The sequence below is a fragment of the Donghicola tyrosinivorans genome, from assembly GCF_003003355.1.
Lineage (GTDB): Bacteria > Pseudomonadota > Alphaproteobacteria > Rhodobacterales > Rhodobacteraceae > Donghicola > Donghicola tyrosinivorans.
Genome location: NZ_PVTQ01000005.1, coordinates 1 through 19,337 on the forward strand (window position 1 = coordinate 1; position 19,337 = coordinate 19,337).

General features: G+C 58.6%; 19 protein-coding genes and 1 pseudogene. 8 read left to right on the forward strand and 12 right to left on the reverse strand.

Annotation, left to right across the window (positions count from 1 at the left end; translation table 11 throughout):
• Positions 1 to 171 precede the first annotated feature (171 nt).
• The 3 genes and pseudogenes from CLV74_RS08720 to CLV74_RS23455 all read left to right on the forward strand — a co-directional run.
• The gene (locus CLV74_RS08720; RefSeq protein ID WP_106263859.1) at positions 172 to 1,518 is read left to right on the forward strand and encodes an ISNCY family transposase; all 1,347 of its coding nucleotides are present in this window, start codon (positions 172 to 174) and stop codon (positions 1,516 to 1,518) included.
• Positions 1,519 to 1,533: 15 nt separating this feature from the next.
• Positions 1,534 to 1,803 (forward strand): hypothetical protein, encoded by a 270-nt coding sequence (locus CLV74_RS08725; RefSeq protein ID WP_106263860.1) that lies wholly within the window; start codon positions 1,534 to 1,536, stop codon positions 1,801 to 1,803.
• Between the two features lie 192 nt (positions 1,804 to 1,995).
• Positions 1,996 to 2,133: pseudogene (locus CLV74_RS23455) on the forward strand (IS30 family transposase); the annotation flags it as partial.
• A gap of 114 nt (positions 2,134 to 2,247) precedes the next feature.
• On the opposite strand, the gene phoB reads toward CLV74_RS23455, so the two are convergent.
• The 10 genes from phoB to CLV74_RS08780 form a co-directional block, all read right to left on the reverse strand.
• A complete protein-coding gene (phoB, locus tag CLV74_RS08735; protein ID WP_106263861.1) occupies positions 2,248 to 2,934 on the reverse strand; it encodes a phosphate regulon transcriptional regulator PhoB in 687 nt (228 codons plus the stop codon).
• A 3-nt stretch (positions 2,935 to 2,937) separates the two neighbouring features.
• Positions 2,938 to 3,663 (reverse strand): phosphate signaling complex protein PhoU, encoded by a 726-nt coding sequence (gene phoU, locus CLV74_RS08740; protein WP_106263862.1) that lies wholly within the window; start codon positions 3,661 to 3,663, stop codon positions 2,938 to 2,940.
• Between the two features lie 12 nt (positions 3,664 to 3,675).
• Complete coding sequence (gene pstB, locus CLV74_RS08745; protein ID WP_106263863.1) at positions 3,676 to 4,473, reverse strand: phosphate ABC transporter ATP-binding protein PstB; 798 nt, start codon at positions 4,471 to 4,473, stop codon at positions 3,676 to 3,678.
• A gap of 17 nt (positions 4,474 to 4,490) precedes the next feature.
• Positions 4,491 to 5,837: a phosphate ABC transporter permease PstA gene (gene pstA / locus CLV74_RS08750; protein WP_106263864.1), complete on the reverse strand. Its 1,347-nt coding sequence runs from the start codon at positions 5,835 to 5,837 to the stop codon at positions 4,491 to 4,493.
• Entirely contained in the window at positions 5,837 to 7,309 is a 1,473-nt protein-coding gene (gene pstC, locus CLV74_RS08755) for a phosphate ABC transporter permease subunit PstC (protein WP_106263865.1), read from the reverse strand. Before pstC ends, pstA begins: the two co-directional genes overlap by 1 nt.
• 101 nt (positions 7,310 to 7,410) lie before the next feature.
• Positions 7,411 to 8,442 (reverse strand): substrate-binding domain-containing protein, encoded by a 1,032-nt coding sequence (locus CLV74_RS08760; protein WP_106264198.1) that lies wholly within the window; start codon positions 8,440 to 8,442, stop codon positions 7,411 to 7,413.
• 213 nt (positions 8,443 to 8,655) lie between these two features.
• Positions 8,656 to 9,681, reverse strand: a complete 1,026-nt coding sequence (locus CLV74_RS08765; protein WP_106263866.1) for an ATP-binding protein — start codon at positions 9,679 to 9,681, stop codon at positions 8,656 to 8,658.
• Between the two features lie 105 nt (positions 9,682 to 9,786).
• Positions 9,787 to 10,311, reverse strand: a complete 525-nt coding sequence (locus CLV74_RS08770; protein WP_106263867.1) for a gamma carbonic anhydrase family protein — start codon at positions 10,309 to 10,311, stop codon at positions 9,787 to 9,789.
• Positions 10,308 to 10,961 carry a guanylate kinase gene (gene gmk / locus CLV74_RS08775; protein WP_211299024.1) on the reverse strand — a complete coding sequence of 218 codons (654 nt, stop codon included), beginning with the start codon at positions 10,959 to 10,961 and terminating at the stop codon, positions 10,308 to 10,310. The genes CLV74_RS08770 and gmk overlap by 4 nt, the downstream gene beginning before the upstream one ends.
• Complete coding sequence (locus CLV74_RS08780) at positions 10,958 to 11,845, reverse strand: YicC/YloC family endoribonuclease (RefSeq protein ID WP_106263868.1); 888 nt, start codon at positions 11,843 to 11,845, stop codon at positions 10,958 to 10,960. Before CLV74_RS08780 ends, gmk begins: the two co-directional genes overlap by 4 nt.
• Before the next feature lie 211 nt (positions 11,846 to 12,056).
• Here CLV74_RS08780 and CLV74_RS08785 point away from each other — a divergent pair, with 211 nt between their 5' ends.
• Positions 12,057 to 12,644 (forward strand): PAS domain-containing protein, encoded by a 588-nt coding sequence (locus CLV74_RS08785; protein WP_170108009.1) that lies wholly within the window; start codon positions 12,057 to 12,059, stop codon positions 12,642 to 12,644.
• On the opposite strand, the gene CLV74_RS08790 is transcribed toward CLV74_RS08785, so the two are convergent.
• Positions 12,645 to 14,012, reverse strand: a complete 1,368-nt coding sequence (locus CLV74_RS08790; RefSeq protein ID WP_106263870.1) for a class II 3-deoxy-7-phosphoheptulonate synthase — start codon at positions 14,010 to 14,012, stop codon at positions 12,645 to 12,647.
• 171 nt (positions 14,013 to 14,183) lie between these two features.
• Here CLV74_RS08790 and CLV74_RS08795 point away from each other — a divergent pair, with 171 nt between their 5' ends.
• Positions 14,184 to 15,206, forward strand: coding sequence for a GlxA family transcriptional regulator (locus CLV74_RS08795; RefSeq protein WP_106263871.1), 1,023 nt, complete (start codon positions 14,184 to 14,186; stop codon positions 15,204 to 15,206).
• Here the strand turns inward: CLV74_RS08795 and CLV74_RS08800 are convergent.
• Complete coding sequence (locus CLV74_RS08800) at positions 15,203 to 16,273, reverse strand: PQQ-dependent sugar dehydrogenase (RefSeq protein WP_106263872.1); 1,071 nt, start codon at positions 16,271 to 16,273, stop codon at positions 15,203 to 15,205. The genes CLV74_RS08795 and CLV74_RS08800 overlap by 4 nt on opposite strands.
• 181 nt (positions 16,274 to 16,454) lie before the next feature.
• Here CLV74_RS08800 and CLV74_RS08805 point away from each other — a divergent pair, with 181 nt between their 5' ends.
• The 3 genes from CLV74_RS08805 (at position 16,455) to CLV74_RS08815 (ending at position 19,335) form a co-directional block, all read left to right on the forward strand.
• Positions 16,455 to 17,648 carry an ABC transporter substrate-binding protein gene (locus CLV74_RS08805; protein ID WP_106263873.1) on the forward strand — a complete coding sequence of 398 codons (1,194 nt, stop codon included), beginning with the start codon at positions 16,455 to 16,457 and terminating at the stop codon, positions 17,646 to 17,648.
• A 96-nt stretch (positions 17,649 to 17,744) separates the two neighbouring features.
• On the forward strand, positions 17,745 to 18,527 hold the full coding sequence (locus tag CLV74_RS08810) for an ABC transporter ATP-binding protein (RefSeq protein WP_106263874.1): 783 nt from the start codon (positions 17,745 to 17,747) through the stop codon (positions 18,525 to 18,527).
• 94 nt (positions 18,528 to 18,621) lie between these two features.
• Positions 18,622 to 19,335, forward strand: a complete 714-nt coding sequence (locus CLV74_RS08815; RefSeq protein ID WP_106263875.1) for an ABC transporter ATP-binding protein — start codon at positions 18,622 to 18,624, stop codon at positions 19,333 to 19,335.
• The last annotated feature ends 2 nt before the right edge of the window (positions 19,336 to 19,337 follow it).

Here is a 19,337-nt window from a genome sequence, read left to right on the forward strand (position 1 = left end):
AAGTGCCTCGGCTGGCGCACGCCCACTGAAGCCTTCAGAGAAGAGATGATGAACCTAAGATAGGGAAAGCTGTCGCAACGACCCTTGAGACTTCAGCCAAAGCTAAAATGTCACCCATGAGCAAATCAGGAATGTCACTCTGCTTCCATGAATTAGTGGAGGTTTGGGGACATGGGATGGGTGGTTATGAGCGAGCGCGAGTTACAGCGCGTTGAGGTTTTGGCGCAGGTCGATGATGGTCGACTGAGCATTGATAATGCTGCGCATATGCTTGCGCTGACGCGTCGGCAGATTTTCCGACTTCTGAAGCGGTACCGTCAGGATGGCGCACCAGCCATCCGGCACAGAGCGCGGGGCAAGCCGCCGAACAACCGGATTCATGCGGCTAAACGCGACTACGCTTTGAGCGTCATCAAAGAACAGTATCCGGATTTTGGGCCGACGCTTGCGACGGAGATGCTGGCCGAACATCATGGGTTCAAAGTCTCGCATGAGACGGTGCGCAAGTGGATGATTGAGGATGGTATCTGGCTTTCCCGCAAACAACGCCGGACGTTTCACCAGCCCAGACTGCGCAGAGAGTACTTTGGAGAGCTTATCCAGATAGATGGCTCGGAGCACCGCTGGTTCGAGGATCGAGGCGGTCCCTGCACTCTTCTGGTGTTTATCGACGACGCGACCAGCACCTTGATGGAGTTGCGGTTCGTAAAGTCGGAAAACACATTCAGCTATTTCGAGGCACTTGAGGGCTATTTGCACAAGCACGGTCGCCCGGTTGCCTTTTACAGTGACAAACACTCGGTGTTCCGTGTTGCCAAAGAAGACGCGAAGGGCGGCGCGCGGATCACCCAGTTTGGTCGGGCGCTGAGTGAGCTGAACATCGAGATTCTCTGCGCCAATTCGAGCCAGGCCAAAGGCCGTGTCGAACGCGCCAATCGCACGCTGCAAGACCGGCTGGTCAAGGAAATGCGCATCGCGGGCATTTCTGACATGGACGCTGGAAACGCCTATCTGCAGGGGTTTAAAGAGCGTCACAACGCCAAATTCGCCAAGTCCCCGGCAAAGCCGGACAACTTGCATCGCGCACTCAATGTAGCGCCAGATCGGCTGGCTGACGTGCTGTGTTGGCGCGAGAACCGCTATGTCGGCAGGCAACTAACGTTCTCCTATGACCGCAAGAGGATCACGCTCGAAGAGAATGACCTCACACGCGGTCTGATCGGTAAATATGTGGACACTTATGCTTTTGTGGACGGTCGGTTCGAGGTGCGCTCGAAGGGCCGATCTTTGCCCTACAGGGTCTTTGACATGGATCAGCGCGTCACCCATGCGGCAATTACCAGCAACAAAAACCTGAGCGCGGTTCTGGAACACATCAAGGAGATGCAGGACGCGGCACCACCAAAGCCGAAGGTACGCACCAACTCTGAGAAGATGGGCTATAAGCCGAATGGGCGGCGTCCAGGCAGACCATCAGGTTCGCGGACCAAGAACCAGATTGCGCAGGCGGCAGAATAGCCCAAGACTGCCGACATGACCCAGCACGAACCAGAGATCATTTTTTCTCACTACACCCAAACCGCTACCATCGACGGGCACGACTTCGCCGTCGAGATTTACAAGACAAGCCTCGCCCCCAGGTGGATCCTGTCAGTCGAGAACCAATTCGGCACGTTAACGGTCTCGGACACCCCACCCTATTTCGGGGATGTTCTCGCCTGGCGCGCCTTCCAAGAGCTTTTAAGCGAGGAAGGCATCAAAGCATTTTACAACAAGAAAGAGCGACGCGAGCGGGGTCTATAAGCTGCCCCCTCCCCCTGCAAAGCCAGCCAGGGCTGCGATATCTGAGGTCTCCGCCCTGTCAGGCTTTGCTCCAGTCGCTCCCAATGGTGACACTTCTGCTTTGCAAGCCGGGTGACATTTCTGAATGGTTGCAACAACCATTGTAGCTGGGGGTACATTCTAAACTGGGTTGCGACAAATCCCCTATGATATCTCGCACACCCTCGCGAGTTCGGTCACTGGGAGGGTGATTTTATGGCGTTCAAACAATCACTTGGCCAGCCCAAGGTCACCTCCTTGGTTGAGCGTGTCAGTCGCTTCACTGTGCTGCTGAGGAACACCAGAAAACGCAATGGCCGCCGCGCTTCAGGGAGCGCGCACACTAACGTAAGCCACCTCGTAAAACGGACTGATCCCCTAACGAAAAACCGCGGCGCACATATCCTGCACCGCGGTTCTAAGTCGTTATCCTAGCGCGTATCCTGCGCCGCGTACTGTTCTGACAGGATCATCTCCGCCAAACTGGCAAAGAGCCTTGCGCAGTCGCCCGATGTGGACGTCGACCGTCCTTGTGTCCACGTAGATGTCGCGACCCCATACACGGTCCAGCAACTGATCGCGGCTCCAGACCCGACCGGGCTTTTCCATGAAGGTCGAGAGCAAACGGAACTCTGTCGGCCCCAGCTTCAACTGGTTCTCTGATCGGAAGACTTTGTGGGTCTCGGGGTCCAGAACGATATCGTCATACTCCAGCTTCTGGCCGACAGTCGCCGGACGCGTCCGGCGCAGTTGGGTGCGCACACGGGCCATCAGTTCAATCACCGAGTACGGCTTGATCACGTAGTCATCCGCGCCGGTCTCTAGCCCGCGGACACGATCCACCTCTTCCGAGCGCGCCGAGAGCATGATGATCGGAATGTCGCGGGTCTCGGCCTGCATCTTCAGACGCCGGCACACCTCGATCCCCGAGACATTGGGCAGCATCCAGTCCAGAACGATGATGTCTGGCTGGTCCTCTTGAACCAGCAGCAAGCCGTCTTCGCCATTCTCGGCCTTCAGTACGCGAAACCCTTCGGCCTCAAGGTTATAGGACAGAACTTCGCGCTGCGCGGGTTCGTCTTCGACCACCAGGACGCTTGGTTGTTGCGACATGGCTTAGCCCTCGGAACCCGGCAGGTTATGGGTTTCGTACGGCGTACGATCCCCCTTGGGGCGCTTTTCATCGGGCATTTCGCCCGTCACCACATAGATCACCTGTTCGGCCAGCGCAGTGACGTGATCGCCCATACGCTCGACGTTCTTGGCGATGAAATGCAGGTGCATACAGGCGGTGATGTTGCGCGGGTCTTCCATCATGAAGGTCAGGAATTCGCGGAACAGCGCGTTGTACATCTGGTCAACATCACGGTCGCGGTTGATCACATCCTGAGCCAGTTCGGCATCGCGTTGGATGTAGGCGTCCAGTGCGTCTTTCAGCATCAGCTCCACTGCACGAGCCATACGGCGCACCGCACCGGACGAGCCTTCAATAGGCGCCATCTGCAGCAGGACCCCTGCCCGCTTGGCGATATTTTTTGCATAATCGCCAATACGTTCCAGGTTCTGGCTCATCTTCATGACCGACAGAACAATGCGCAGGTCGCGGGCCGTGGGCGAACGCAGCGCGATCACACGCGCGGTCTCTTCGTTGATCTGTTCCATCAGCGCGTCGATGGCTTTGTCGTTGGCGCGGACCTGTTCGGCCATCTGCTCGTCGCGCAACTCAAGCGCCTTGGCGCAATCCATGATGGCGGTTTCAACCAGACCGCCCATTTTCACGATCAGTGCCTGAACAGCGTCCAGATCGCGGTCGTAGCTGGAGACAATGTGTTTATCTTGCATAATGTCTGCTCCTTACCCGATGCGGCCGGTGATGTAGGCTTCGGTACGGGGATCATGGGGGTTGGTAAAAATCTGGTCGGTGTCGCCATATTCCACCAGATTCCCCAGATGGAAGAACGCGGTCTTCTGGCTGACACGGGCCGCCTGCTGCATCGAGTGCGTGACGATCACCACCGAATACTGATCACGCAACTCGTCGATCAGTTCTTCAACCTGACTGGTGGCGATGGGGTCCAGCGCCGAGCAAGGCTCGTCCATCAGCAGAACTTCGGGCTCGGTTGCGACAGCGCGGGCGATACACAGACGCTGCTGCTGGCCACCGGAAAGGCCGGTGCCGGGCGCGTGCAGACGGTCTTTGACCTCATTCCAGATGGCACCGCGACGCAGGGCCTTTTCAACGATATCGTCCAGATCGGCCTTGTTCTTGGCCAAACCGTGAATACGGGGGCCGTAGGCGATGTTGTCGTAGATCGACTTGGGGAAAGGGTTCGGCTTTTGGAACACCATGCCCACTTTGGCACGCAGTTGCACGGGGTCTACGCGCTTGTCGTAGATGTTCTCTCCGTCCAGCTCGATATCGCCTTCAACGCGGCAGATATCGATGGTGTCATTCATGCGGTTCAGACAGCGCAGGAAGGTCGATTTACCGCAGCCAGACGGGCCGATAAACGCAGTGACGGTACGGGCTTCGATTTCGACGTTCACGTCCTTGATGGCGTGAGTATCGCCGTAGAAAACCTGTACGTTGCGTGCGGAGATTTTGGATTCTGCCTGAGCCACTTTGCGCTCCAAGTTCGGGTTATCGTACATAATCGTTATCCTTCCTGTTACCAGCGACGCTCGAAGCGGCGGCGGAGGATGATGGCAATGATGTTCATCGTGATCAGGAACACCAGCAGGATAATGATGCCACCCCATGCCCGTTCATAATAGGCAGGGTCGGCACGCTTTGCCCACTCATAGATCTGCGCGGGCATGGCCGAGTTCGGGTCCATAAAGCCCGAGATCGGACCAGACGGATAGTTCGAGGCGATGTATCCCACCATCCCGATCAAGAGCAGCGGAGCGGTTTCCCCCAGCGCCTGCGCCAGACCAATGATGGTGCCGGTCAGAATACCGGGCATCGCCAGTGGCAGCACGTGGTGGAACACAGACTGCATCTTGGAGGCCCCAAGTCCCAGCGCCGCATCACGGATCGACGGCGGCACAGATTTCAGCGATGCGCGGGTCGAGATGATAATGGTCGGCAGCGTCATCAGGGTCAGCACCAGACCACCCACCAGGGGCGCGGACTGGGGCAGACCTGCAAACTGGATGAAGACCGCCAGACCCAGAATACCGAACACAATTGACGGAACCGCTGCAAGGTTCGAGATGTTTACCTCGATAAGGTCAGTCCATTTGTTCTGGGGCGCGAATTCTTCAAGGTAGATCGACGCCGCCACACCAATGGGCAGCGACAACACCAGAACCACCAGCATCATGAACAGCGAACCAAGCATCGACACACCGATACCGGCCTGTTCGGGACGGCTTTCAGAGGCGTCTGCGCCGGTGATGAAGGCCATGTTGAATTCACGTTTTACGATGCCCTTGGAGCGCAGGGTATCCACCACATCCAGATGCTTGGCGTCGATATTCTTGTCACGGGCGATGCTATCGCGGGTCACACGGCCCTTCAGATAACCGTCCACGCGGCTGGCTGCCAGAATGCGGAACTCAACGCTTTTACCGATCATATCGGGGTTCGCAATCACTACATCACGGATTTGCGCCGCCGCACTTGCCGAGATGAGCGCCTTGGTATCCTTGGCCGAAGTAATCTCGCTGCCGGGGGCTTTCTCTTCGATTGCAGCGAAAATCGCGTCTTGGATCAAGGGCGTATAGCCAAAGGTCGAAACCTTCTTGATCTCTTCAATGTCGCGGTTGCCATTCTTGTCCAGCTTGGCTTCATCCAGATAGATCGGCACCGTGATGAAGGTCTGTTGGAAGGCCCCAACCCCGTTGTAGAGGATCGTGCTCAGCAAGATCACCAGAAACACCAGGCCGGTGGCGACAGCGGCTATACCATAGGCCTTAAAGCGGGCTTCCTGAGCGTTGCGTTTTTTCACTCGAGGCGAGACCGTCAGTAGCGAGGTCTTAGCTTTGGGCGTGTTGTTGGTCGCGTCGGTCATTACTCGTACTGCTCCCGGTATTTGCGCACGATGTAGAGTGCGAGGACGTTAAGCCCGAGGGTCATCACAAAGAGGGTCATGCCAAGGGCAAAGGCCACCAGCGCTTCGGGGCTGGCGAAATCCGCGTCGCCGGTCAGCTGGCTGACGATCTTGGCGGTCACAGTGGTCATGGCTTCCAGCGGGTTCATCGACAGGCGGGCCGCGGCCCCTGCCCCAAGCACCACGATCATTGTCTCACCAATGGCGCGGCTTGCGGCCAGCAGGATCGCACCGACGATGCCGGGCAAAGCTGCGGGCAGAACCACCTGCTTGATGGTTTCGGATTTCGTTGCGCCCAAACCTAGCGAGCCATCGCGCATCGACTGAGGCACCGCGTTGATAATATCATCAGAAAGCGAACTGACAAACGGGATCAGCATGATGCCCATCACCAGACCTGCGGTGGTCACGGACGATGCACCGGACATCCAATCCACGCCGAAAGTCCCGCCAGAGCCAAAGAATTTCACCAGCAGCGGACCCACTGTTAGCAGGGCAAAAAGACCGTAAACGATGGTCGGGATGCCTGCCAGAACCTCGATCAGCGGCTTGGCAAAGGCGCGGACCTTGGCGCCTGCGTATTCCGACAAATAAACGGCTGCGAACAGGCCAATCGGCACAGCCACCGCCAGCGCGATGACCGAGATATACAGCGTGCCCCACAGCAGCGGCAGAACACCTAGTTCCGAGCCGCCGCCAAAGCTGGGGCTCCACGTGGTGCCGAAGAAGAAATCCAGCGCCGGATAGAGTCTGAAGAACTCGACCGTGTTGAACACCAGCGACAGAACGATACCCACAGTGGTCAGGATCGCAATCGACGCAGCTGCAATCAGTAGGCCGCGGATAGACCGCTCCACCACGTTACGGGCACGAAAATCTTTGTTGGTGCGCGAATAGGCGTAGGCGAAACCGCCCAAGGCAAGCGCCAGAACAACCACCGTCATCGCCATCGATCCGGTACCGGTCAAGGCGCGGAATTCCTGCGCGGCGGACAGGGTTGTCTCATTCACGTCAGAACCAAGCGCCACACCGACACTTGCAAGCAGCGCACGCACATCGGTGGCGTCAGCGCGCAGGGTCTTTGCCTCATCCGCCGCGATCGTGCCCTGAGAAATTGCCAGATCCAGACCATCGGCAACACGGCGCACGTCGCTCATCAGCAGGCTCAGGGTGCTGCCTTCGGGAACTGCAGTCGCGGGGATATCTGCCGACACTATACTATCGACCAAAAGCGGTTGCGCGATCAGCCAGACGGCCAGAACCAGAAAGGCAGGCATTGCGGCAAAGATCGCGACGTTCGATCCGTAATATACGGGCAGCGAATGCAGGTGACGGGTATCACCGCCAGCGCTGGACATCGCACGCTGTCGGCCAAGAACGTATCCGGCACCGGCCAGTGCGAGAACGATCAAAACTAACCAAAGAAGGGGCATAGGGGCTCCGTTAGGTCCAGAACGGACAAAAAGCGCCGTCCGGACGGCGGCGCTTTCTGCAATTGGGTGGAGCGGCCCGAGGGCCACTCCGAAACCAACTATTACATGGCTTCTTCGTTCGCAACCACTGCCTGGGTCGCTGCCAGTTCGGGATCCGAAACCAGACCGTAGGCCGACAGCGGGCCATCGGTGCCAGCGATCTCGTCCGATACGAAGAATTCTGCGTACTCTTTCAGGCCGGGGATGACGCCGATGTGGGCTTTCTTCACGTAGAAGAACAGCGGACGCGATACGGGGTAGTCACCGGCTGCGATGGTCTCGGTCGAAGGTGCAACGCCCGACATGGTTGCCACTTTCAGCTTGTCGGTGTTGTTTTCGTAGAAGGCCAGACCGAAGACGCCAACACCGTTGGTGTTGCTGTCGATACGTGCCAGAGTTTCGGTGTAGTCGCCGTCGATGTCGACCGACTTGCCGTCGGTGCGGACAGCCATACAGGTCTTCTCGGCTGCTTTTTCGTCGCCGCCGTTGATTTCCAGGATCGCGGCCAGCGCGCCGGTGTCTTCACAGCCCTGCAGCAGGACTTTTTCTTCGAAAACTTCACGGGTGCCGTGCTTGGTGCCGGGGATGAAGGCTGCGATTTCAACTGCGGGCAGTTCTGCGTTTGCATCGGCCCAAGTTGCTGCGGTGTTCGCAACCATTGCGCCGTCAACGGGCTTTTCAGCTGCCAGAGCGTTGTACCAGTCTGCGGGCTCGAACGCGTTGAACGCGGGGCCGTTGATCTGCGAAGCAAACACGATGCCATCGTAGCCGATGCGGACTTCGATGATGTCGGTCACGCCAGCTTCGGCGCAAGCTGCGATCTCTTTGTCTTTGATTTTGCGCGATGCGTTTGCAACGTCGATGGTGTTTTCGCCAACGCCTTCGCAGAAGCGCTTCAGACCTGCCGACGAACCGCCCGATTCAACAACGGGGGTCGGGAAGTCAAAGTTTTCACCAAACGCTTCAGCAACGATCGATGCGTAGGGAAGAACAGTCGACGAACCGGCAACCTGCACGTTGTCACGGGCAGCAGCGGCGGTGGCAGTTACAGCAGCGATCGCCAGGGTCGAGGCGGTCAGTTTAACAAAGGACATCATTTAGCTCCTAATTACATTCCGAGACTTCATCGCTCGAAGCCTTGAGGCGCTAACTACGGCGCTTGGATTGAGCTTTTGCGACAGATTTGTAACGCTTTCATGACAGTCGCAGATTTATACTAATTTTGGGAAAAATCTTTCGAGAGCAACGAAAAATGCGCCCCGCGGAGAGGCGCATTCCTATTTAAAATCAATAAGATACGGAAAAATTCAGGCCGCAGGCAGAATAATCGAAAAAGTACTGCCCTGCCCCAACACGCTTTCAATCCGCAGACGGCCTCTGTGACGGTTAACGATATGTTTTACAATCGCAAGTCCCAGCCCCGTGCCGCCCATCTCGCGTGAGCGATGGGAATCGATCCGATAGAACCGTTCGGTCAGACGCGGGATGTGAATCGGGTCGATTCCCTGCCCGTGGTCCTTCACAGCGATTAAAACCGCCGCGCCGCGCACCGCCGGATCGCGGGGCAACATAGTGACCTGAACGTCCACATCCCCATCGCCACCGTATTTCACCGCGTTCTCGATCAGGTTGGTGAAAACCTGCATCAACTGATCCCGATCCCCGGTGACAGCCACATCTCCGGCCACGTCCAGACGGATGCTGGTGCCCTTGTTCTCGGCCACAGGTGCTAGGCTATTACAAACAGTGTTCAGCAATTGCCCCATGTCGACGTGTTCGGCGGGCGGGATACGCTCTTCTGCCTCAACGCGACTAAGGGACAGCAAATCCCGCACAAGACGGTTCATCCGGCTGGCCTCACGCTCCATGATCTCAAGGAAACGGTCACGAACCTTGTCGTCATTGCGGGCGGGACCGCGCAGGGTCTCGATGAACCCCAGCAAGGCGGTCAGAGGCGTTTTCAATTCATGGCTCACGTTGGCGACGAAATCGCGGCGCATCTGGCCAATCTCTTCGGCGCTGCTTTGATCCATGAAGCTCACCAGAACACCCGAAGACCCAACCGAGGCCACCGTCACCCCATAGACCATCTCAAGAGACTGGACATTCATGGTCAGGCGCAGGCTGCGCTTGTTGCCGTCCTGAAAGCAGGTCTCGATCGCAGATTGCAGCGCGGGATGGCGGACGCTCATCAAGTAGTTCCGCTCTAGCAAGGCGGTGACAAGGATCTTGGTCGCATCCGCGTTGATGCCGGCCAAACGCTGGTTCGCATCAACAAAAAATGCCGGAAGGGGAAGCGCCTCAACCAATTGGCTGGCGAATGAACTGTCCATAGCCGCGTCCCCTATTGAAAATGTCATCGTCGGGAAAACCGAAACACCACAAAGATGTAACAGTTTCATGTCAGCGCAAGGCAGGCCCTGCACCGACAGGGAAGCTTAGTCCAGCTTGCTCAGACCCGCACGGAAGCGGCGCATGTTGTTCTGATAGCCGACGGCTGACTTGCGCAGACCTTCAATCGTGGCCTCATCCAACTGCCGCACCACTTTGCCCGGCGCACCCAGCACCATCGAGCCATCAGGGATCTCTTTGCCTTCGGTGACCAGCGCCCCTGCCCCGATCAGGCAGTTGTCGCCAATCTTGGCACCGTTCAGGATGGTGGCGCCCATGCCGATCAAGGTGTTGTTGCCGATGGTGCAGCCGTGCAGCATCGCCTTGTGGCCGATCGTGCAGCCCTCACCGATGGTCAGCGGATAGCCCATGTCCGTGTGCAAGATACAGTTTTCCTGCACATTGCTGCCTTTACCGACGCGGATTTCCTCGTTGTCGCCGCGCAGTGTGCAGCCGAACCAGACCGAGCCGCCCTCTTCCACCACGATCTTGCCGATCACATTGGCGTCGGGCGCAATCCAGCTGTCTTCGTGAATTTCGGGCGCAACGCCGTCTAATGCGTAAAGTGTCAAATATCCAACTCCTCGAACTGGTTTTGTAGCGCGCGAACATGGTTCACCAGACTGGGCTGTTGCAAGCGGCGCAGGCGCGTGGCGGTCAGGATCGACTTCAGCATCTCTTCGGTCTTGTCCAGATCGTCATTCACCAGCACGTAGTCATAGCTGCCCCAGTGGCTGATCTCGTCCCAGCTTTTCTTCATGCGCTTGGTAATGGTGTCCGCGTCATCCTGATTGCGGCTGATCAGGCGGCGATGCAATTCCGGAATCGAGGGCGGCAGGATAAAAATCGATAGCGTGTGCTGACCCAAAGCCGAGTTGCGGATTTGCTGCGCACCCTGCCAGTCAATGTCAAACAGCACATCGTTGCCATTGTCGATCGCCGCCTGCACCGGCCCCTTGGGCGAGCCGTAGAAGTTTCCGAAAACGTGGGCGTGCTCCAGCATCCCGTCGTCAGACACCATGTGTTTGAAATCGGATTCGGTAACGAATTGATAGTCCTTTCCATCCACTTCACCCGGACGGGGTTTGCGCGTGGTGGCCGAGACCGAGAACGACAGCGTCGGATCCCATGCCATAAGACGTTTGGCCAAGGTGGATTTGCCTGCGCCAGAGGGCGAGGACAGGATAACAAGCAGGCCGCGGCGGGTATCGTGGGGCATCATTCTACATTCTGGATCTGTTCGCGCATCTGGTCGATCGTGACTTTCATCTCAAGCCCCAGTTCGGTCAGACCGCTGTGTTGCGATTTCGAGCAAAGCGTATTGGCTTCGCGATTGAATTCCTGACAGAGGAAATCGAATTTCCGGCCCACGGGCACCTTGGCCGCAATCAGCTTGCGGGCAGCCTCGACGTGGACCGTAAGACGATCTATCTCTTCAGTGATATCGGACTTCACAGCCAGCAAAGCCGCCTCTTGGTGCAGGCGTGCGGCGTCCAGCGCCTCGGTGTCCAGCAGGCGGGCAATACCGGTCTTCAGGGCTTCGGACTGGGCGGCAGCGCGGTCGGGCACGATGGCGCGAATGGCGTCCAGTTGGGCGGCAATCTCATCCACCTGACGGGTCAGCACATCTTTCAGGGCTGCGCCTTCGGAGATCCGGCTATCGATGAAAGCGGCCAGAACCTGATCGAATGCGGCCAGCAGGGCCGCTTGTGCGCTGTCGCTCAGGCCATCAGGGCGGGTGTCTTCGGTTAGAACACCGCGCAGGGCCAGAATATCCGCAGCAGACGTGGCGGCCAGCGACACACCGATATGGTTGGCGCGATCTTCCACTTCAACCAGCATGGCCAAGGTACGGTCCAGCGCATCGCGATCCAACGATGCACCACCCTGCCCTTGGGCCGCCTGCATCCGCAGATTGACCGAGATATTGCCCCGCGCCACCTGAGCCGACAGACGTTTGCGGGCTTCGGCCTCGATCACGACGCACCAGTCGGGCATGCGCACACGCACATCCAGACCTTTGCCATTCACGCTGCGCAATTCCCATTGCCACTGCAGCGCCTCGACCTGCCCTTCAAGGCTTGCGTATCCGGTAAGTGATTTCATGAACGCCCCTTCTTTGGCGATCCACTATGCCCGCCAGTCCCCAAAGGGCAAGGGCAGAAGGGGGAAAACCCCGCATCTGAGGCTGTTAACCTGCATTTCACCTTTGAGACGACTTTGAATGAAAACCCTGGCAAATTCGCCGTGTAATCAATTGAAAAGCGTTAAGAACCTGCGGCAACGCGGGGCGCGGGTGCATCATCCGGAGGTCGTTATGGGTGTGGTTGTTCAGTTTGATCGGACGTTGATCAAAGGCCGTTGTCAGGCCGAGGCAACTGTGGGTGCCCATTGGGACAGCCTGCGCGACGGAGCCGAGCCGCCCCTGCGCAGCCAGATCCGCGCCGCATCACTGGGCGCGCATCTGGATCGGGTTTTCTTGCTGCAACGGATCGCACCTGGTCATGGGCGGTTGCGCCTGTCGGGCGGCGCATTGAACGATATTCTGGGGATGGATTTGCGCGGCATGCCGGTCTCGGCCCTGTTCACCGGCGCGGATCGCCGTGATCTGGCCGAAGCGCTAGAGGACTGCTGGCAACGCCCTGCAATCGTTACCATTTCTTTTCAATGCAACGGATCAAGGGGGCATCTAACCCTTTGGCCCATGCGCAGCGATCTGGGGGACACCAGCCGTGCCCTTGGCTGTCTGTCGCTGGACGCGACCACACCGGCGCCCCTTTCACGACTTCACATCACCCGAATTTCATATGAGCCACTGTCCACAAACGATTGCCCTAAAACAGAAAAACCGGCCCACGTCGGGGCCGGTCTCTGTCTGGTCGAGCCCGAAGGCCCCCTAGCGTAATCAGCTGGCCAGCGCTTGCGCTTCGCGGTTGCGGGCCGACAGCTCTTCGGCCACCAGGAACGCCAGTTCCAGCGACTGCGATGCGTTCAGACGCGGATCGCAAGCGGTGTGGTAACGGTCCGAGAGGTTCTCTTCGGTCACGGCACGCACGCCGCCGGTGCATTCGGTCACGTCTGCGCCGGTCATCTCGAAGTGCACACCACCGGGGATGGTGCCCTCGGCCGCGTGGATCGCGAAGAATTCGCGCACTTCGCGCAGTACGTTATCGAACGGACGAGTCTTGTAACCGGTCGAGGATTTGATGGTGTTACCGTGCATCGGGTCGCAGGACCAGACAACCTTGGCACCCTCTTCCTGAACCGCTTTGATCAGGCGCGGAAGGTTGTCACCCACTTTGCCAGCGCCGAAACGGGCGATCAGGGTCAGACGGCCAGCCTCGTTTTCAGGGTTCAGTTTTTCCAGCAAGATTTTCAGGTCGTCGGCAGTGGTGGTCGGACCACATTTCAGGCCGATCGGGTTCTGGACGCCGCGCAGGTATTCCACGTGGGCACCATCAGGCTGACGGGTACGGTCGCCGATCCACAGCATGTGGCCGGAACCTGCCAGCCACTTGCCGCTGGTAGAATCCAGACGGGTCAGAGCCTCTTCATACTCAAGCAGCAGGCTTTCATGGCTGGTGTAGAAATCTACGGTCTGAAGCGTATGCGCACGCTGGCTGTCCACGCCTGCGGCCTTCATGAAGTCCAGCGTGTCGCCGATACGCTCGGCCATCTCGCGGTACTTGTCGGCCTTGCCGCTTTCGGTAAAGCCAAGGGTCCAGCTGTGCACCTTGTGTACATCCGCATAACCACCGGTCGAGAACGCGCGCAGCAGGTTCAGCGTTGCTGCGGCCTGAGTGTAAGCCTCAAGCATTTTGCTGGGGTTCGGGATGCGGGCTTCGGGGGTGAAGTCCAGATCGTTGATGATGTCACCGCGGTAGCTTGGCAGTTCGACACCATCCTTGACCTCGGTCGGGGCCGAGCGCGGTTTCGCGAACTGGCCCGCCATACGACCCACTTTGACCACGGGCACTTTGGCGCCGAAGGTCAGAACCATAGCCATTTGCAGCATCACCTTGAAGGTGTCGCGAATCAGGTCCGCGTTGAACTGCTGAAAGCTCTCGGCGCAGTCGCCGCCTTGCAGCAAAAATGCCTCGCCACGCGATGCTTTGGCCAACTCAGCCTTCAGTTTCCGTGCCTCGCCGGCGAAAACCAGCGGGGGATACGAAGAAAGTTTGGCCTCAACAGCCGCCAGGGCGGCAGAATCGGTATACTCGGGCATCTGCACTCGAGGCAGGTTGCGCCAGGTCGATTTGCTCCACTCGGTCATCTCTCATACTCCGCTGGAAGATGTTTAAAGTGTTATCGCTATACCCAAGCGGGCCACCATTGACCACCTTTGAAATTAACCAGACCTCTTGACGCGGGTGTCGACCTTCGTCGAAATGCTACGCTAACGTTGCGATATGCAGCGACATATAAGTCCGACAGGATATCGAAAATGGACAGCATCAAAGATCCCCAGCCAGTTCCGGTCACAGGCGAGCAGAAGAAAGCCCGCCACTTTGCCTTTGTGCTTCTGGACAATTTCACCATGCTTTCGCTGGCAGGGTCGATCGAATGTCTACGTATTGCCAACCGGATGGCGGGCAAGACCCTGTACACGTGGTCGCTGGTCGGCGAAGGCGGCGTGACGGCCAAAAGCTCTAGCGGCGTTGAGTTCAAGCTTGATTCGGATCTGGATGAGCTGCCCCGCGATACCATCGTGATCGTCTGCGGCGGCATCAACGTGCAGGCCGCGACCACCAAGCGCCTATTGAATTGGCTACGGAAAGAGGCGCGGCGCGGGGCACCTATGGGCGGGCTCTGTACCGCCACCTATGCGATTGCCAAGGCCGGTCTGCTGGACGGCAAACGCGCCACCATCCACTGGGAGAATCAGGACAGCTTCTCGGAAGAGTTCGATGAGGTGGACCTGACAAAGTCGGTTTTCGTCGTCGACGGCAACCGGATCACGGCCGCAGGCGGCACTGCATCGCTGGACCTGATGCTGAAATTGATGGCAGATCACCACGGCGAGGATCTTAGCAACGCGGTTGCGGACCAGCTGATCTATAGTTCGATCCGGACAGATCGGGACACCCAGCGCCTGTCGATCCCGACCCGTATTGGCGTGCGCCATCCAAAACTAAGCCAGATCATCCAGATGATGGAAAAGAACATCGAAGAGCCGATCAGCCCCGCTGTTCTGGCCAAGGATGTGGGCATGTCCACGCGCCAGTTGGAACGACTGTTCCGCCGGTACCTGAACCGCAGCCCCAAGCGCTATTACATGGAACTGCGCCTCTCCAAAGCCCGCAACCTGCTGATGCAGACGGATATGAGCGTGATTAACGTGGCGCTGGCCTGCGGCTTTGCCAGCCCGTCGCATTTCTCGAAATGCTACCGCGCCCACTATGAAACCACGCCCTACCGCGAACGGGGCAGCCACGGCACACGCACGAATGAGGAAAACGCCGATTAAGGCGTCATCCGATAAAGCGCGCCGTTAATTTCCGACAGGAACCACAGCGCGCCATCGGGGCCTTCTTCCACATCACGAACGCGCAGGGTCTCGGGGGTCTTGATCCGCTCAAGCTCTTGCATGGTGTCGCCGTCCACGCGGCTGATCATGTCAAACTTGAGCGAGCCGATGAAGAAATCTCCCTTCCATTCCGGTGCATTGGTGCCGGAATGGATCGCCAGCCCTGATGGGGCAATCGACGGGTCCCAATAGAATGTGGGCTGCTGCATTCCCTCTTTCGCCGTGCCTTCTCCGATCTTTGCACCGGAATAGTGCCGTCCGTAGGAAATCACCGGCCAGCCATAGTTTGCGCCCGCGATGATACGGTTAATCTCGTCCCCGCCTTGCGCGCCGTGCTCATGCACCCAAAGCTGCCCGCTGCCATCCAGCGCCGCCCCTTGGGGGTTGCGATGCCCGTAACTATAGATTTCCGGCAATGCGCCCGCGACGCCCACGAAGGGGTTGTCGTCCGGCACCTTGCCATCCCGCGTCAGGCGCACGACCGAGCCGTTATGCCGCGACAAATCCTGCGCCGCCATATCGTCACCGCGCTCGCCCATGGTCAGGTAGATCAGCTCATCGCGCCCTTCGACAATGCGGCTACCGAAATGGCGGCCGCCAGAGTTGCCGGGTTTCATCTCAAACAGGGTTTCCACCGAACGCAGACTGCTGGCGCCTTTGTCCAAGACCCCGCGCCCAAGGGCCGTTCCCGCTCCGCCGCTGCGCTGTGGTCGGGCATAGCTAAAATAGACCTGCCGCGTTTTAGCAAAATCACGGGGGATCATGATGTCCAACAGGCCGCCTTGCCCCTTGGCAACCACTTTGGGCAGACCGCCAACAGCCCGCGCTGCACCCTCTGTGATCCAGACGATGCTACCGGATTTCAGCGTCACCAGAACCCCTTCACCATCTGGCAGATGGCCGATGGACCAAGGGCTATCTAGCCCGCTGGCCACCAGTTTAATTTGCGGCGCTGCAGCAATCGGAGCGGCGCTCATCAGGAAAAAACACGTAAAAATCCGGCGCATGAAAGACATCCTTCTAAAATCGAGGCTACGTGGCGAATCTAGTCCTTCTCATCCTTGAGGCGAGGATGCCGCAACGGAACCCTGAAGGGTCGTGAATAGGCCAATTATGGCCCCTTTTCTTTTGACCGATTGGTTCGTAACCTCAGCTTTGGACGTCATGTTCCAACACGGGAGAGATAAAATGAAAAAGTTCCTGCTGGCCACCGCTGCCACTGCGCTGACCGCGGGCGCCGCCATGGCTGCAAGCCACGGCGAGACCGTAAAACTGGGCGTTATTCTGGGTTTCACCGGCCCGATTGAATCGCTGACCCCCGCCATGGCTGACTCGGCCGAACTGGCGATGAAAGAAATCAACGACGCTGGCGGCCTTCTGGGCAAGATGATCGAACCCGTCCGCGCGGATTCGACCTGCGTTGACGCCGCTGGCGCGACTGCTGCTGCAGAACGTCTGATCACCTCGGATGGCGTAGCGGCGATCTTCGGCGCGGACTGCTCGGGTGTAACCGGCGCGATCCTGACCAACGTGGCTGTGCCCAACGGCATCGTCATGGTATCGCCCTCGGCCACCAGCCCCGGCCTGTCGACCGTCGAAGACAACGGCCTGTTCTTCCGTACCGCGCCCTCGGATGCCCGTCAGGGCGAGGTTCTGTCGAACATCCTGACCGACAAAGGCATCAAGGAAGTTGCAGTCACCTACACCAACAACGACTACGGCAAGGGCCTGAGCGACAGCTTTGTTGCAGCCTATGAAGCAGCAGGCGGCAAAGTCACCCTGAACGCTCCCCATGAGGACGGCAAAGCCGACTACTCGGCCGAGATCGCGGCTCTGGCAGCAGCGGGCGGCGAAGTGCTGGCAGTTCTGGGCTACGCAGACCAGGGCGGCAAAGGCATCATCCAAGCCTCGCTGGACACCGGCGCGTTCGACACCTTCATGCTGGGTGACGGCATGTACGCCGACGCTCTGGTTGCCGACATGGGCGGCGATCTGGAAGGCAGCTTTGGTGCCGTTCCGTGGGCCGAAGGTGAAGGCACCGAAGCCTTTGCAGGCATCGCAAGCGCAGCGGGCATCAACCCCGAAGGCGCTTACACCGGTTCGTCCTACGACGGTGCAGCTCTGATCGCACTGGCGATGGCAGCGGGCGGCGAGGCAACCAGCGCAGCAGCCGCTGCCAAGATGCTGGAAATCGCCAACGCCCCCGGCGAGCTGATCATGCCCGGTCAGCTTGGCAAGGCGCTGGAGATTCTGGCAGCCGGTGGTGACATCGACTACGTCGGCGCAACCAACGTCGAACTGATCGGACCCGGTGAAGCCGCTGGCACCTACCGTGAATATTCGTTCAAAGACGGCGCATACGTCACGGACAGCATCCGCTAATCGGACTGCAAGGTCCAACAACAGACAGCCCGGCACGTCCGGGCTGTTCTACTATGCAACGCAACGTTGCCATAAAAACGCACGGGGAGAACAACCGTGATCAGGGTAGAAAACCTGCACAGACATTTCGGTGGATTTCGCGCGGTGGATGGGGCCTCGCTTGAGATTGCCAAGGGCTCGATCACCGGATTGGTGGGGCCGAACGGCGCCGGAAAATCCACACTTTTCAACGTTATCGCCGGAGCGCTACCGCCGACTTCCGGCAAGGTCTTTCTGGACGGCGAAGACATCACCGGCCTGCCCCCGCACGAGCTGTTCGGTAAAGGCTTGTTGCGCACCTTCCAGATCGCACACGAGTTCAACAGCATGACTGTGCGCGAGAACCTGATGATGGTGCCGCCCGCGCAGACCGGCGAAAATCTATGGAACAGCTGGTTCAAGCGCGGCCAGATCGCCCGCGAAGAAGAGGCGATCCGCCGCAAGGCCGATGAGGTTCTGGAGTTCCTGACCATCACACATGTGGCGGACGAGAAAGCCGGAAACCTTTCGGGCGGACAGAAAAAACTGCTGGAGCTGGGGCGCACCATGATGGTGGACGCCAAGATCGTGTTTCTGGACGAGGTGGGCGCGGGCGTGAACCGAACGCTGCTGAACACCATCGGCGATGCGATCATCCGGCTGAATCAGGAGAAGGGCTATACCTTCTGCGTGATCGAGCACGACATGGAATTTATCGGACGCCTTTGTGATCCGGTGATCGTGATGGCCGAGGGCAAGAAGCTGGCGGAAGGCACGATCGACGAGATCAAGGCGAATGAACAGGTGATCGAGGCCTACTTGGGCACGGGCCTGAAGAACAAGGATCAGGTGGGCGCATGAGCATGATCTGTTGCAAGGGGGCTGCCTGCCCCCCGTCGCCGCTGCGCGGCGACTCCCCCCGGAGGTATTTGGGCCAAGATGAAAGGGGCGCGGTATGAGCGGACCTTTTCTGAGCGCAACGAATATGATTGGCGGCTATGGCCGCGGTGCGGACATCCTGAACGGGGTGACGCTGGATGTGGAACTTGGCGAGATTGCCGTGATTGTTGGCCCGAACGGGGCTGGCAAATCGACAGCCATGAAAGCGGTGTTCGGCATGCTGAACATCCATACCGGATCGGTGGTGTTTGATGGCGAGGATATCACGCGGCTGAGCCCTCAGGCGCGGGTGGCAAAGGGCATGGGGTTTGTGCCCCAGACCCACAACATCTTTGCCTCGATGTCTGTGGAAGAGAACCTTGAGATGGGCGCGTTTTTGCGGCGCGACGATTATCGCGACACCATGGCACAGGTCTATGATCTGTTCCCGATCCTGAAGGAAAAGCGCCATCAGCACGCGGGTGAGCTTTCGGGCGGTCAGCGTCAACAGGTGGCCGTGGGCCGCGCGTTGATGACCAAGCCCAAGCTGCTGATGCTGGACGAGCCGACGGCCGGTGTCAGCCCCATCGTCATGGACGAGCTGTTTGACCGGATTATCGAGGTGGCCCGCACAGGCATCTCGATCCTTATGGTCGAGCAGAATGCCCGTCAGGCGCTGGAGATTGCCCACAAGGGCTATGTTCTGGTGCAAGGTGCCAACGGCTATACGGGCAGCGGCAAAGAGCTGCTGGCCAACCCTGACGTCCGCAAGTCGTTCCTGGGAGGCTGACA

Bases quoted from the DNA above. Each gene is read 5' to 3' on its own strand.
- CLV74_RS08720 (WP_106263859.1), top strand. From the start codon at position 172: ATGGGATGGGTGGTTATGAGCGAGCGCGAGTTACAGCGCGTTGAGGTT.
- CLV74_RS08725 (WP_106263860.1), top strand. From the start codon at position 1,534: ATGACCCAGCACGAACCAGAGATCATTTTTTCTCACTACACCCAAACC.
- phoB (WP_106263861.1), bottom strand. From the start codon at position 2,934: ATGTCGCAACAACCAAGCGTCCTGGTGGTCGAAGACGAACCCGCGCAG.
- phoU (WP_106263862.1), bottom strand. From the start codon at position 3,663: ATGCAAGATAAACACATTGTCTCCAGCTACGACCGCGATCTGGACGCT.
- pstB (WP_106263863.1), bottom strand. From the start codon at position 4,473: ATGTACGATAACCCGAACTTGGAGCGCAAAGTGGCTCAGGCAGAATCC.
- pstA (WP_106263864.1), bottom strand. From the start codon at position 5,837: ATGACCGACGCGACCAACAACACGCCCAAAGCTAAGACCTCGCTACTG.
- pstC (WP_106263865.1), bottom strand. From the start codon at position 7,309: ATGCCCCTTCTTTGGTTAGTTTTGATCGTTCTCGCACTGGCCGGTGCC.
- CLV74_RS08760 (WP_106264198.1), bottom strand. From the start codon at position 8,442: ATGTCCTTTGTTAAACTGACCGCCTCGACCCTGGCGATCGCTGCTGTA.
- CLV74_RS08765 (WP_106263866.1), bottom strand. From the start codon at position 9,681: ATGGACAGTTCATTCGCCAGCCAATTGGTTGAGGCGCTTCCCCTTCCG.
- gmk (WP_211299024.1), bottom strand. From the start codon at position 10,961: ATGATGCCCCACGATACCCGCCGCGGCCTGCTTGTTATCCTGTCCTCG.
- CLV74_RS08780 (WP_106263868.1), bottom strand. From the start codon at position 11,845: ATGAAATCACTTACCGGATACGCAAGCCTTGAAGGGCAGGTCGAGGCG.
- CLV74_RS08785 (WP_170108009.1), top strand. From the start codon at position 12,057: ATGGGTGTGGTTGTTCAGTTTGATCGGACGTTGATCAAAGGCCGTTGT.
- CLV74_RS08790 (WP_106263870.1), bottom strand. From the start codon at position 14,012: ATGACCGAGTGGAGCAAATCGACCTGGCGCAACCTGCCTCGAGTGCAG.
- CLV74_RS08795 (WP_106263871.1), top strand. From the start codon at position 14,184: ATGGACAGCATCAAAGATCCCCAGCCAGTTCCGGTCACAGGCGAGCAG.
- CLV74_RS08800 (WP_106263872.1), bottom strand. From the start codon at position 16,273: ATGCGCCGGATTTTTACGTGTTTTTTCCTGATGAGCGCCGCTCCGATT.
- CLV74_RS08805 (WP_106263873.1), top strand. From the start codon at position 16,455: ATGAAAAAGTTCCTGCTGGCCACCGCTGCCACTGCGCTGACCGCGGGC.
- CLV74_RS08815 (WP_106263875.1), top strand. From the start codon at position 18,622: ATGAGCGGACCTTTTCTGAGCGCAACGAATATGATTGGCGGCTATGGC.